General features: G+C 57.7%; 11 protein-coding genes. 6 read left to right on the top strand and 5 right to left on the bottom strand.

What is annotated here, in order from left to right; translation table 11 throughout:
• Positions 1–10: 10 nt before the first annotated feature.
• The 3 genes from kdsB to murB are packed head-to-tail and all read left to right on the top strand — an operon-like array spanning position 11 to position 2,296.
• Entirely contained in the window at positions 11–796 is a 786-nt protein-coding gene (kdsB, locus tag K325_RS0108390; protein ID WP_029653819.1) for a 3-deoxy-manno-octulosonate cytidylyltransferase, read from the top strand.
• Positions 789–1,268, top strand: coding sequence for a low molecular weight protein-tyrosine-phosphatase (locus K325_RS0108385; protein ID WP_029653818.1), 480 nt, complete (start codon positions 789–791; stop codon positions 1,266–1,268). The genes kdsB and K325_RS0108385 overlap by 8 nt, the downstream gene beginning before the upstream one ends.
• On the top strand, positions 1,265–2,296 hold the full coding sequence (murB, locus tag K325_RS0108380) for a UDP-N-acetylmuramate dehydrogenase (RefSeq protein ID WP_029653817.1): 1,032 nt from the start codon (positions 1,265–1,267) through the stop codon (positions 2,294–2,296). Before K325_RS0108385 ends, murB begins: the two co-directional genes overlap by 4 nt.
• A 72-nt stretch (positions 2,297–2,368) precedes the next feature.
• On the opposite strand, the gene K325_RS0108375 is transcribed toward murB, so the two are convergent.
• Positions 2,369–4,102: a proline--tRNA ligase gene (locus K325_RS0108375; RefSeq protein ID WP_029653816.1), complete on the bottom strand. Its 1,734-nt coding sequence runs from the start codon at positions 4,100–4,102 to the stop codon at positions 2,369–2,371.
• A gap of 129 nt (positions 4,103–4,231) precedes the next feature.
• On the opposite strand from K325_RS0108375, the gene K325_RS0108370 reads away from it, so the two are divergent.
• Positions 4,232–4,855 (top strand): TetR/AcrR family transcriptional regulator, encoded by a 624-nt coding sequence (locus K325_RS0108370; protein ID WP_029653815.1) that lies wholly within the window; start codon positions 4,232–4,234, stop codon positions 4,853–4,855.
• Here K325_RS0108370 and K325_RS0108365 read toward each other — a convergent pair.
• Complete coding sequence (locus K325_RS0108365) at positions 4,843–5,340, bottom strand: Lrp/AsnC family transcriptional regulator (RefSeq protein WP_029653814.1); 498 nt, start codon at positions 5,338–5,340, stop codon at positions 4,843–4,845. The genes K325_RS0108370 and K325_RS0108365 overlap by 13 nt on opposite strands.
• Positions 5,341–5,480: 140 nt before the next feature.
• Here K325_RS0108365 and leuA point away from each other — a divergent pair, with 140 nt between their 5' ends.
• Positions 5,481–7,175, top strand: a complete 1,695-nt coding sequence (leuA, locus tag K325_RS0108360) for a 2-isopropylmalate synthase (protein ID WP_029653813.1) — start codon at positions 5,481–5,483, stop codon at positions 7,173–7,175.
• Between the two features lie 97 nt (positions 7,176–7,272).
• Here the strand turns inward: leuA and K325_RS0108355 are convergent, their stop codons facing one another.
• The 3 genes from K325_RS0108355 to xseA all read right to left on the bottom strand — a co-directional run bounded on the left by K325_RS0108355 (position 7,273) and on the right by xseA (position 11,141).
• Entirely contained in the window at positions 7,273–7,482 is a 210-nt protein-coding gene (locus tag K325_RS0108355; protein ID WP_022989121.1) for a cold-shock protein, read from the bottom strand.
• Positions 7,483–7,798: 316 nt separating this feature from the next.
• On the bottom strand, positions 7,799–9,721 hold the full coding sequence (locus tag K325_RS0108350; RefSeq protein ID WP_228128414.1) for a propionyl-CoA synthetase: 1,923 nt from the start codon (positions 9,719–9,721) through the stop codon (positions 7,799–7,801).
• A 64-nt stretch (positions 9,722–9,785) separates the two neighbouring features.
• A complete protein-coding gene (gene xseA, locus K325_RS0108345) occupies positions 9,786–11,141 on the bottom strand; it encodes an exodeoxyribonuclease VII large subunit (RefSeq protein ID WP_029653811.1) in 1,356 nt (451 codons plus the stop codon).
• 212 nt (positions 11,142–11,353) lie between these two features.
• On the opposite strand from xseA, the gene guaB reads away from it, so the two are divergent.
• Positions 11,354–12,817: an IMP dehydrogenase gene (gene guaB / locus K325_RS0108340; RefSeq protein ID WP_029653810.1), complete on the top strand. Its 1,464-nt coding sequence runs from the start codon at positions 11,354–11,356 to the stop codon at positions 12,815–12,817.
• Positions 12,818–12,849 lie beyond the last annotated feature (32 nt).

Raw genomic sequence — 12,849 nt, 5'->3', positions numbered from 1 at the left:
ATCGATGTCCATGTCTTTTACCGTTGTCATTCCCGCTCGTTACGCTTCCAGTCGCTTACCCGGAAAGCCACTGGCCCCGATTGCTGGCAAGCCAATGATTCAGCATGTCTGGGACCGAGCCAACGAGAGCCGTGCCAGCCGGGTCGTCATTGCCACGGATGACGCTCGTATCGAAGAGGTGTGCCGGAGTTTCGGTGCGGAGGTGATTATGACATCGCCTAACCACCCAAGCGGTACCGATCGGCTGGAAGAGGTTGCCCGTACGCTGGCTCTGGACCCCGACCATCGGGTTGTGAACGTTCAGGGCGACGAGCCTCTGATACCGCCCCAGTTGATTGACCAGGTGGCCGACAACCTTGAGCATTATCCGGAAGCCGCGATTTCGACTCTGTGCGAACGGCTTCACGACGCACGGCAGGTGTTTAACCCGAACGTGGTCAAGGTCGTGTTTGATGCCCGTGGCATGGCCCATTATTTCAGCCGCGCGCCGATTCCCTGGGCAAGGGATTTCTGGCCGTCAGATGCGGCCGCTCAGGATGTTGACCTTCCGGATGGCATTGGTTATTTCCGGCATATCGGGATTTATGGCTACCGGGCAAGCGTGCTCAGTGAGTTTGTCACCTGGCTGCCAGCCCCCACGGAGCGGGTTGAGTCTCTGGAGCAGTTGCGTGCCCTGTATAACGGGGCCCTCATTCATGTGGATGTTGCGGAGCGACCTCCCGCCCCCGGTGTGGACACTGAGGAAGACCTGGCCCGCCTGAGGGCCTTGATGGAAAAAGGAGGGCGTTATGTCTGATCGCATCAGCGTACTGTTTGTGTGCCTGGGTAACATCTGCCGGTCACCCAGTGCAGAGGGCGTGTTTCGTCATCTGGCCAGCGAACAGGGTGTGCAGGATCGCCTGAGCATCGACTCTTGCGGCACGGGTAACTGGCACATCGGGAAGGCTCCGGATGAAAGGTCAACCGCCGCAGCGGCCCGTCGCGGCATCGATATCAGCGACCTGAAAGCCCGTCAGTTCTGCGCAGACGATCTGGACCGGTTTGACTATGTGCTGGTTATGGACCGCTCAAATCTGGCGGACGTTCGTGAGGTATGGCACCAGAATGGTGGTACGGAACCCCGGCTGTTCCTGGATTTTGGAGCTTCTCAGTTGGCTGAAGTGCCCGACCCATACTACGGGGGGCAGGATGGTTTCGAACATGTGCTGGATTTGATTCACGAAGCCAGTCTTGGCCTGCTCGAGGATATTCGGGGGCGACTGGCTTGAGCCCGACGCTGACGATTCAGGAAGAGGTGAGTCTGCAGGGGATGAATACGCTTGCAGTGCCGGCTGCGGCTCGATATCTCGTGGAGATCGAAGAGGCTGCGCAGCTCGGAGAAGCCTTGACCTGGGCCAGGGAACACCAGCAGCCGGTATTGATTCTGGGTGGTGGTAGCAATCTGGTGTTTTCCGGCGATTATCCCGGGCTTGTCATACGCCTGGTGCTCCGGGGACGTAGCTGGGAGCAGGTGGATGACCAGGGCGCGGTGTTGTTGCTCAAGGCCGGAGAGAACTGGCATGAGGCTGTTCTGTACGCCGCTCGTTCCGGGTATCGTGGCATCGAAAATCTGGCGCTCATCCCCGGAACCGCAGGGGCGGCTCCGGTCCAGAATATCGGTGCCTACGGCACGGAGCTGTGCGACTGTCTTGAGAGTGTCACGGTGCTGGATCGCACCACGCTGGGGCTGAAAACCCTGAGCGCCAGCGATTGCGGGTTCGGTTATCGCGACAGCGTATTCAAACGGCAGACCGGGCAATACGTTATCCTGGAGGTCCGGCTCCGGCTCTCCCGCACAGCGCCGCTGAACATTGGCTACCGGGATTTGCAGGAGTATTTTGGCGATGCTGATCCGGGCTCGCTGACCCCTCTGGAGGTTGCAGAAGGGGTGATGGCCGTTCGTCGCCGGAAGTTGCCAGACCCTGAGGTGCTCCCGAATGCCGGCAGCTTCTTCAAGAACCCCGTCGTTCCTCATGAGCAGTATCTGGCACTGAGGGAGCGGTTTCCAGAGCTGGTATCATACCCGGTAGACGATGGAGTGAAGCTGGCCGCCGCCTGGCTGATCGATCAGGCTGGCTGGAAAGGATTTCGTAACACAACAGTCGGGGTGCATAATCGCCAGGCCCTGGTGCTAATCAATCATTCCGGGGGGAGCGGGCAGGACATACTCGCGCTTGCGGCAGACGTACGTCAGTCAGTGCTGGGTAGATTCGGTGTCGAACTGGAGATGGAGCCGGGTATTGTGGGCAAAGTGTAGCCCATGAGCCCGGCAATGCGCTCCTTACCGGGGAGCCTGAAAGGCTGCCGGTAAGGAGCTGGAAGGGTCAGATTACAGGCCGCCTTTGGGGGAGGCTTTCACCAGAAACGACAGGGCTTCCTCCAGAGGAATGTCCTGTTTATCCGCATCGCGGCGGCCTTTGTATTCAAGGGTGCCAGCTGTCAGCCCGCGTTCAGACACCACAAACCGGTGCGGTATCCCGATCAGTTCAATATCTGCGAATTTCACGCCTGGGCGCTCGTTACGGTCGTCCAGAAGCACGTCGTATCCGGCCTGGCGCAATTGTTCGTAGAGTTTCTCGCCTGCCTCTGCAACGATCGGCGACTTCTGGCCGTTCAGAGTCACAATCGCCACCTCAAACGGGGCAATCGCGTCTGGCCAGATAATCCCTTTGTCGTCGTGGTTCTGTTCAATAGACGCAGCGACGATTCGGGAAACGCCGATACCGTAACAGCCCATCTCCATGGTTGCCGTCTTGCCGTTTTCGTCCAGTACCGTTGCATTCATGGCCTTGCTGTACTTGTTACCCAGTTTGAAGATATGCCCGACCTCGATGCCACGGCGAATCTCCAGAGATCCTTTTCCATCCGGGCTGGCGTCGCCTTCAACGACGTTCCGAAGATCTTCCACACGGCCGGTCTCAACGTCCCGTTCCCAGTTGACGCCGGTCAGGTGGTAATCGTCCTTGTTGGCGCCGCACACGAAATCCGACAGATGAGCTGCACTGCGGTCAACAATGACCGGAACCGGAAGCCCGACTGGGCCGATGGAGCCGGGTTTGCAGCCGATGACCTTTTCGATTTCCTCATCGCTGGCCATGGTCAGGGGTTCGGCAATACCCGCAAGATTCTCAGCCTTGATTTCGTTCAGGGTATGATCGCCACGAAGGATGAGGGCAACCAGACCGGACTCGCCATTTTCATCCTCTTCGGCTTTTACCAGCAGAGTCTTGACGCTTCGCTCAGCTGGCAGGCCCAGGAACTCGGAGACCGCATCAATGGTGCGCTGGCCCGGAGTGTGAACTTCTTTGAGTTCGTCTTTGGGGGCAGGGCGTTCACCAGCCGGGGCAACCGCTTCGGCTTTTTCAATATTGGCGGCGTAGTCGCTGCCGGTGCTGAACACAATGGCGTCTTCTCCAGATGATGCCAGCACGTGGAACTCATGAGAGGAACTGCCGCCAATGGAGCCCGAGTCTGCCTGTACCGGACGGTAATCCAGGCCAAGACGGTTGAAAATGTTGCAGTAGGTCTGGTGCATGACCTTATAGGTATCGTCCAGCGACTCTGCGTTCAGGTGAAAGGAGTAGGCGTCCTTCATGATGAACTCGCGGGCTCGCATCACGCCGAAGCGGGGGCGTCGCTCATCGCGGAACTTGGTCTGGATCTGATAGAAGTTGGCGGGGAGTTCCTTGTAGCTTTTAAGCTCGCTACGAATAAGATCTGTGATGACTTCTTCGTGCGTGGGGCCAAAGCAGAAGTCCCTGCCGTGGCGGTCATTCATGCGCAGTAGTTCTCCGCCGTATTGCTCCCAGCGGCCGGATTCCTGCCAGAGCTCGGCGGGCTGGACCGCAGGCATCAGAACCTCCTGGCCACCGCTTTTATCCATCTCTTCACGAACAATACGCTCAACCTTGCGCAGGGTCCGCAGGCCCATTGGCAGCCAGGTGTAAAGGCCCGCGGCCAGTTTACGGATCATACCTGCCCGCAGCATCAGCTGATGGCTGATGATTTCTGCATCTGCAGGGGTCTCTTTCTGGGTGGCTATCAGGTAACGGCTCGCTCGCATCGTGTCTTCCGCTGTCGTCAGAGAAAAGTGAGAGTCCGACTAATTGGCAAGGCGGGATCGCCCGCGGTTGCCTTTCATTGTCGTAAAGTGGGCGTTATTGTACGGAGCCTGCTTCACAAGGTACAGATCATGACTGACGAATCCATTGATGTCGCGCCACGCCGCCGCCCCGTTCAGGCTCGTAGCCGGGAGCGAGTGAACTCGATACTGAATCACGCCGCCGGTATCTTTCATGAGCAGGGGGTTGATAGCACCAGTATGTCTGCTATAGCCCGGCAGTCGGGAATGTCGTTGGCCTCACTCTATCGTTACTTCCCGAATAAGGCCGCGATCGTTCATGCCATCGCCGAGCGGCATGTCGAAAAGATGGAGCAAGCGCTGCGGGCCAAGTTGCCACACCTGAGTCTGAATGAAGCGGTAGACGAGCTGATTGATCTGTTTTATGACTTCTACCGCACCGAGCCAGCGTATTCGGCGATCTGGAGTGGGGTCGAGGCCATGCCAGAACTCAGGGCGCTGGATCTGAGGGAGCTCTACAGTAACGCACGGGATCTGGAAACACGCCTTGAACAGGAATGCCCGGAGCTTCCTGCCGATCGTCGTCAGACCGCCAGCCTGCTGTTACCCCGATCAGCCGGCACCATTCTGAGGCTCGCCGCGACCATGCCGGATGACCAGGGGGCTTTGCTGGTCCGGGAAATGAAAACCATGGCGCGGGCTTATCTTGGTAATCTCATTGGTCAGGACAAGTAGCCCAGAGGTAAAGTGGTGTTGTCGATAACGCGCCTCAGAACAAAGCTGGAGTGCACCCCGCTCACACCCGGTATGCGGGTGATGTGATTCAGTAGAAAATGATGGTAGTGATCCATATCTGGCACCACCACCTTCAGCATATAGTCTGCGCTCTGGCCGGTAATCAGGTAGCACTCCTGAACTTCCGGATACTCCCCCACCTGTTCTTCAAAGGCCGAAAACCGCTCGGGTGTGTGGCTGTCCATGCCGATCAGGATAATGGCGGTCAGGGCCAGCCCCAGTTTCTTATGGTCAAGAATGGTGACGGTGCGAACGATAATGCCGCCCTCTTCAAGGGCTCGTACCCGGCGCAGGCATGGTGATGGTGAGAGCCCCACTTTATCTGCGAGCTGCTGATTGGTCAGTGAGCCCTCTTTCTGCAAGTATTCGAGTATTTTCCGGTCCATTTTGTCGATTCTGACAAGTTCTTTCTGTTTGTCGGCCATTATCTGTCTCTGTTTGTCATTTTGGTGGCAGTAGTATGCCAAGAGTGCGTGAAATCGAAAAGAAATGGCAACCAAATAGCGCAGGCTTATCGGTAAACTGTTGTTTCTGCCACTCAAGTACATTGGAAGGAAATTTCATCATGGCTTTTGACCATCGCAAATACGCTGCTTTCCAGCCGGTTGCCAAACGAGACCGTCGCTGGCCCGATCAGGTTATTCAGAAGGCTCCTGCCTGGTGTGCCGTTGACCTCCGGGATGGCAACCAGGCGCTGGTCAAGCCAATGTCGGTTGCGCAGAAGCAGCGCCTGTTTGATTTGCTGGTCAAGCTTGGGTTCAAGGAAATTGAAATCGGGTTTCCCGCAGCCAGCCAGCCTGATTTCGACTTCTGCCGAAAGTTGATTGAAGAAAACCGGATTCCCGAAGACGTGAAAATTCAGGTGCTGACCCAGGCGCGGCCCGAACTGATTGAGCGTACGTATCAGGCGCTGGAAGGGGCCAGAAGCGCCATCGTACACGTCTACAACTCCACCTCGACGGTGCAGCGCGAGCAGGTGTTCGGCCTGGACCGGGAAGGTATTCGTGATATCGCGGTTCGTGGTGCCACGTTGGTAAAAGAGTTGGCGGAGCGTTACCCGGAGACAGAATGGACTTTCCAGTATTCGCCCGAGAGTTTTACCGGGACGGAGCTGGATTTTGCCGCCAGCGTGATTGACGCGGTTAACGACGTCTGGCGTCCGGACCAGGGGCAGCCCGTGATCATCAACCTGCCGGCAACGGTTGAAATGGCAACGCCTAATGTGTTTGCCGACCAGATTGAGTGGATTTGCGACACCATTCGTTACCGCGAGCATATCAGCATCAGCCTGCACACCCATAATGACCGTGGTTGTGCGGTCGCCGCTGCCGAGCTGGGTGTGATGGCGGGTGCGGACCGGGTGGAAGGAACCCTGATGGGGAATGGTGAACGCACCGGGAACATGGATCTGGTCACCATGGCCATGAACCTGTATTCCCAGGGCATTGATCCGACGCTCGATTTGTCCGGCATGGCAGAAATTACCGAGGTGGTGGAAGCCTGTACAGAAATTTCAACTCACCCCCGTCATCCCTATGCTGGTGAGCTGGTGTTTACCGCCTTCTCGGGCAGCCATCAGGACGCCATACGGAAGTGCCTGGCCCGCCGGGAAGAAGGCGATGTCTGGAATGTGGCGTATCTGCCGATTGATCCGTTCGATGTTGGCCGGCGGTATGAAGAAGTGGTCCGGATCAACAGTCAGTCGGGGAAAGGCGGCGTTGCCTACGTTCTGGAGCGGGATTACGACATCACCTTGCCACGCTGGTTGCAGATTGAATTCAGCAAGGTGGTACAGCGTGAAGCCGAAACCAACGGTGGTGAGATTGACTCCCATACCATCCACCGGTTGTTTGACGAACATTATCTCAAAGTCCATGCCGACTGGGCGTTGCGGTCATACGATCTGCATCGCGATGATGAAGGCGTGCGTGCCGAGGTAGTGGTTGGTGGTGATACAAGTCAGGCAACCCTTGAAGGTCGCGGGCTGGGAGCCGTTGAGGCGGTGTCAGACGCGCTGGCAACACAATTCGGGCTGTCGGTCGCCGTTGAAGCGTACGATGAGTACGCCTTGGGTGAGGGCACCAATGCCAATGCGCTGGCCTGCATTCGTCTGACCGCCAACGGCCAGCATTGCAGTGCAGCGGCGTTGGCTGAGGATACAACGTCGGCGACGTTGCAGGCGTTGTTGTCTGCGGTTGCTCAGGTGCTCGGTGCTGACCGCCAGGAGAGCTTGAGGGCGGAAGTCGAAGAGACGGTCTGATCTGCTTTCCTGTTTGAACAGAAAGGCCGGCAATCTGGGATTGCCGGCCTTTCTTTTTACCTGCCCGTGAGGGGCATCAGGACGCTGACATAACGGCTCAGAGCGGCGTTACGTTTTCGGCCTGCGGGCCTTTAGGGCCCTGGGTGACGGTGAACTGAACCTGCTGGCCTTCGGCCAGGGTACGGAACCCGTTTGAGTTGATTGCGCTGTAGTGAACGAAAACGTCACTGCCGCCTTCCTGGGCAATGAAGCCAAAGCCCTTGGATTCGTTAAACCACTTCACGTGGCCAGTTTTGGTATCGGACATCGATCTTTCCTGTCTTACTGATAATTTTCCCTCACGGGACCTTCTTGTGAGCTGGAGACCTCTGGAGCGTACTGAGGAAGGGGCAACGAAAAGCCGAGGGCAGGACGTTGTAACGCATTCGCCAAATAACGCTGCAGAAGTGCACAGCAATTTTCAGTATAGACCGACTTTGTGGGGCGTCAATTGTTTTTTTTATGATCAAGTGGATTTTTAAATTGATAAAAAACAATGACTTGTAATAATGGTGCAACCCGGGTCTGCTCTCAGTCAGGAGAGCCCCGGGTCGCTTGCAGGCAACGGCGTGTATTTTCTGGAATCAGTGAGCGAATTTCTCGCTGATTTCTTCCAGAATGGCGGGGTCGTCAATGGTGCTGGGTACCGAATAGGCCTCGCCGTCTGCAATCTGGCGGATGATCCGCCGAAGAATCTTGCCCGAACGGGTTTTCGGCAGCCGGTCAACGACGATGGCGCGGCGGAAGCAGGCGATAGCGCCGATCTTCTCCCGGACCATTTCAACCAACTCTTCTTCCAGTTCATCCGGGTCTATCGTCGCGCCGTCCTTGATGAGTACCAGGCCAACCGGAGTCTGTCCCTTCAGATCGTCGTGGGCACCGACCACGCAGCATTCAGCGATGGCGGGGTGCGAGGCAACCACTTCTTCCATTTCGCCGGTCGAGAGTCGGTGCCCGGCAACGTTGATGACGTCGTCGGTCCGCCCCATGATGAAGACGTAGCCATCGTCATCGATGAAGCCCCCGTCGCCGGAGCTGTAAAAGCCCGGAATCGGTTGCAGGTAGCTGCTTTGAAAACGCTCATCGTCTCCCCAGACCGTCATCAGACATCCCGGGGGCAGGGGTAACTTGACCGCAATCTGGCCCTGTTCACCGGCGGGGACCTGGCGCCCCTGCAAGTCGACCACCTGCACATTGAAGCCGGGCGATGGCACGGTTGCGGAGCCGGGCTTGGTGTTCATCATTTCTATGCCGACCGGGTTGCAGCAGATTGCCCAGCCAGTTTCGGTCTGCCACCAGTGGTCAAGGATCGGCAGCCCCGTATGCTCCTTCAGCCATTCATAGGTTGGCGGGTCCAGGCGTTCACCTGCCTGGAAAATTCGTTTCAGCGATGAAACGTCGTACCGGTTGAGCTGGTCCGCTTCCGGGTCTTCTTTGCGCACCGCGCGGAAAGCTGTTGGTGCGGTAAAGAGTATGTTGACCTTGTGATCCTGAACCACGCGCCAGAAAGCGCCTGCGTCAGGCGTTCTTACCGGTTTTCCTTCGTACAAAATGGTCGTACAGCCAGTAAACAGCGGGGCGTATACGATGTAACTGTGGCCAACCACCCAGCCAACGTCAGACGCCGCCCAGAACACGTCGCCGGGCTTGGCGTCGTAAACCAGTTTCATGCTGTACTTGAGGGCCACGGCATGGCCGCCGTTGTCGCGCACAACACCTTTGGGTTTGCCGGTGGTTCCGGAGGTGTAGAGGATGTACAGGGGGTCGGTTGCTTTGACGGGTACGGGTTCTGCGGGAGAGGCGTCGGCGGTGATGATGTTCCAGTCGAAATCACGCCCTTCATGCAGTGTGGCGAGTGCCTGTGGACGCTGGAAAACCACGCAGACATCCGGCTTGTGGCTCGATTGTTCAATGGCTTTGTCGACCAGGGGTTTGTATTCAATAACCTTTTCGACCTCAATGCCGCAGGAGGCTGTGATCAGGGCTTTGGGTTGGGCATCCTCAATGCGGACCGCCAGTTCGTGGGCTGCAAATCCGCCGAAGACCACCGAGTGAATGGCTCCCAGGCGGGCGCAGGCGAGCATCGCAATGGCTGCCTGTGGAATCATCGGCATATAAATGATGACCCGATCGCCTTTCTCGACGCCGCGGGCTCTGAGCGCTCCGGCGAAACGAGCTACTTCATCGCGCAGTTCGTGGTAGGTAAAGGACTGCTGGGTGTTGGTGACGGGAGAGTCGTAAATCAGGGCTTTCTGGTCGCCGCGACCGGCACGAATGTTGGCGTCCAGGGCAACGTCACTGGTGTTCAGCTCACCATCGGGGAACCACTGGCCGTGGCCGTTGCCCATGGATTGCCAGATGGTATCCGGGGTCTTGATCCAGTCGACATGTTCCGCCTGGTCACGCCAGAAATCCTCTCGCTGGTCCACAGACCGGCGAAACTCGGAGTTGTAGCTCATTGTGCTCCACCTCAGTTGTGCATGTTGTTGTTCTTGATGTGTATGCACAACTTTAGGAGCTTTGAAATCCGGGGCTAGTAGACCATAGGCGTAGTTACCGGGCCCTAAGGCATTATTCCGGGAGAGAATTGATCTCGGTCACCTGGGCAGATACGGAACCCTGCCCGAGCCTTGCGGTAATCCGGGAGCCTTGATGAACGTCGGCAGCTTTCCGGATGATCTGGCCCTGCTCGTCCCGGACGATGGCGTACCCGCGCCCCAGGGTGGCAAGCGGGCTGACCACGTTGAGCGTTTGCGCAACATGCTGCAAGCGGTCCTGGTGCTGGCGCAACAAATGCCGGGTGGCAAGGTTGAGGCGTTGCTGAAGCGCGGCGGTTTGTTCGACGGCCGCTTTCAGGGTTCGTTGCGGAGATTGTGCGTTCATCCGCTGCTGCAGATGCCCGGTCTTCTGGCTTTGCTGCCCCAGCCGTTCCCTGATGGCTTTGTGCAGGCGCAACTCCAGTTCATCCATGCGCTGGGCTTTTTCCTGGAGCTCCCGCCTTGGGTCCCGCAGGCGGGCAGAGAGATGGCCTAGCTGGTTTTCCAGGCGCTTTAGCAGTCGGGTGGCGGATTGACTGAGCCGGGACTGCTGCTCCCTTAACCGGCGAAGCCAGTCTTGTTGATCCGGCGAAATTTTCTCTGCGGCGGCTGAGGGGGTGGGGGCCCGCAGGTCGGCGACAAAGTCTGCGATGGTAACGTCGACCTCGTGGCCTACGGCGCTGACCGTTGGAATCGTGCAACCGGCGATGGCCCGGGCCACAGCTTCCTCGTTAAAACACCAGAGGTCTTCCAGCGAACCACCGCCCCGGCCAATAATCAGAACATCGGCGACACCATGGCGCTGTGCCCGGGCGATGGCCTGGACGATTTCGCTGGTTGCGGCCTGGCCCTGCACCGATGTGGGGTACAGGGTGACCGGAATCGCGGGGCAGCGTCGTTGAAGTACCGTCAGGATGTCGTGGATGGCAGCTCCGGTTGGTGAGGTGATCACGCCAATGTGTTTCGGTGTGGCGGGTATTGGCTTTTTGACCGCCGGATCGAAAAGGCCTTCGGCCTGGAGCCTGACCTTGAGCGCCTCGAAGGCCTGTTGCAGGGCGCCCAGCCCCGCAGGTTCGAGGTGTTCAACGATGATCTGAAAGTCCCCCCGGTTTTCATAAAGTGTGACTTTGCCGCGAATCCGGATCTGGTCACCTTCCCTGGGAATGGTTCGGATGCGTTGGTTGGCGCCCCGGAACATGGCACACCGGATCTGGCACTTCTGATCTTTGAGCGAAAAATACCAGTGCCCGGAGGATGGGCGTGAAAACCCTGACAGTTCGCCTTCAACCCAGACCTGCATGAAGCTGGATTCGAGCAGGTGGCGCGCCTGATGGTTAAGTTCGCTGACGGTCAGCGCGCGGGGGCGAGTGTCCGGGTAGGGGGTGCTCAAAGGTCAGGCTCCAGAGTGATTCATACGCAATAGCCGAGAGAAGGCCAAAAATAACGGAAATTCAAAAAGATGCAACCGAAGGGCGAAAACCGCGCGGTTTACTGTCTTTCCGCTCCACTTTATAATAGATCGATTAAGGATTTTGCTTTGTCGCTCCGCCGCGGGTGCGGCATGGAAATTCCCAATTTAGCATGTTCAAAAGGCGGACCCCAATGCTGCGTATTGCCGAAGAAGCCCTCACGTTTGACGATGTTCTGCTCGTGCCTGGTTACTCCGAAGTGCTCCCTCACCAGGTCAATCTGCAAACCCAACTGACTAAAGGCATTACCCTGAATATCCCGCTGGTGTCGGCAGCCATGGATACGGTAACCGAGGCTGAGCTGGCGATTGCCATGGCTCAGGAAGGCGGTGTGGGTATCATGCACAAGAACATGACGGTGGAACAGCAGGCGGCTGCTGTGCGCAAGGTCAAGAAATTCGAGAGTGGTGTGGTCAAAGACCCGATCACCGTCTCGCCGGAAACCACCGTGCGGGAACTGGTCGACATCACCATGGCGAATAGCATTTCCGGCCTTCCGGTGGTGGCTGGTAATGACCTGGTCGGTATTGTGACCGGGCGCGATATCCGGTTTGAAAGCCGCATGGATACTCCTGTACGCGACATCATGACCCCGAAAGAAAAGCTGGTGACGGTCAAGGAAGGGGCCGCACTGGATGAAGTAAAAGAGCTGCTGCATCGCCACCGCATTGAGAAAGTTCTGGTGGTGAATGACGAATTCCAGCTGCGCGGGCTGATTACGGTGAAAGACATCCAGAAGGCCAAGGACTACCCGTTGGCGTGCAAGGATGAGCAGGGCCGTCTGCGGGTTGGTGCCGCGGTTGGGACTGGTGGCGATACTGAAGCCCGTGTCGCGGCGCTGGCGGAAGCTGGCGTCGATGTGATTGTTGTTGATACGGCGCATGGCCACTCAAAAGGCGTGATCGAGCGTGTTCGCTGGGTCAAGCAGAATTACCCTGATGTGCAGGTTATTGGCGGCAACATTGCCACAGGTGATGCCGCTATCGCACTGGCAGACGCCGGAGCGGATGCCGTTAAAGTAGGGATTGGCCCCGGCTCTATTTGTACCACCCGGATTGTTGCCGGCATTGGTGTTCCCCAGATCTCCGCGGTGTCTAACGTTGCGGCGGCTCTGAAAGACCGGGGCGTGCCGCTGATTGCCGATGGTGGTATCCGGTTCTCGGGTGACATTGCCAAGGCCATCGCCGCTGGCGCGCACTGCGTTATGGTCGGCAGTTTGTTGGCGGGTACCGATGAAGCACCGGGAGAAGTTGAGCTGTTCCAGGGGCGGAGTTACAAGGCCTATCGTGGTATGGGGTCTCTGGGCGCCATGGGGCAGGGCTCCAGCGACCGTTACTTCCAGGATGCCAGTAAAGGCATTGAAAAACTGGTGCCGGAAGGCATTGAAGGCCGCGTGGCCTGCAAAGGCCCGATGCGTAACATCGTGCATCAGCTCGTGGGTGGTATCCGGGCTGCCATGGGTTACACTGGCAGTGCCACCATGGACGAAATGCGCACCAAGCCTGAATTTGTCCGCATTACCAACGCCGGAATGCGCGAAAGCCACGTTCACGACGTGACCATTACCAAAGAAGCGCCCAACTACCGTATCGGTTAATCTTTGCCTGATCTGACACGGCCCGGAAACCG

The organism is Marinobacter daepoensis DSM 16072, from assembly GCF_000421165.1.
In the GTDB taxonomy this organism is placed as follows: domain Bacteria; phylum Pseudomonadota; class Gammaproteobacteria; order Pseudomonadales; family Oleiphilaceae; genus Marinobacter; species Marinobacter daepoensis.
The sequence above is the reverse complement of the archived record's forward strand: the minus strand, read 5'-3'. Positions and strand labels throughout refer to the sequence as shown.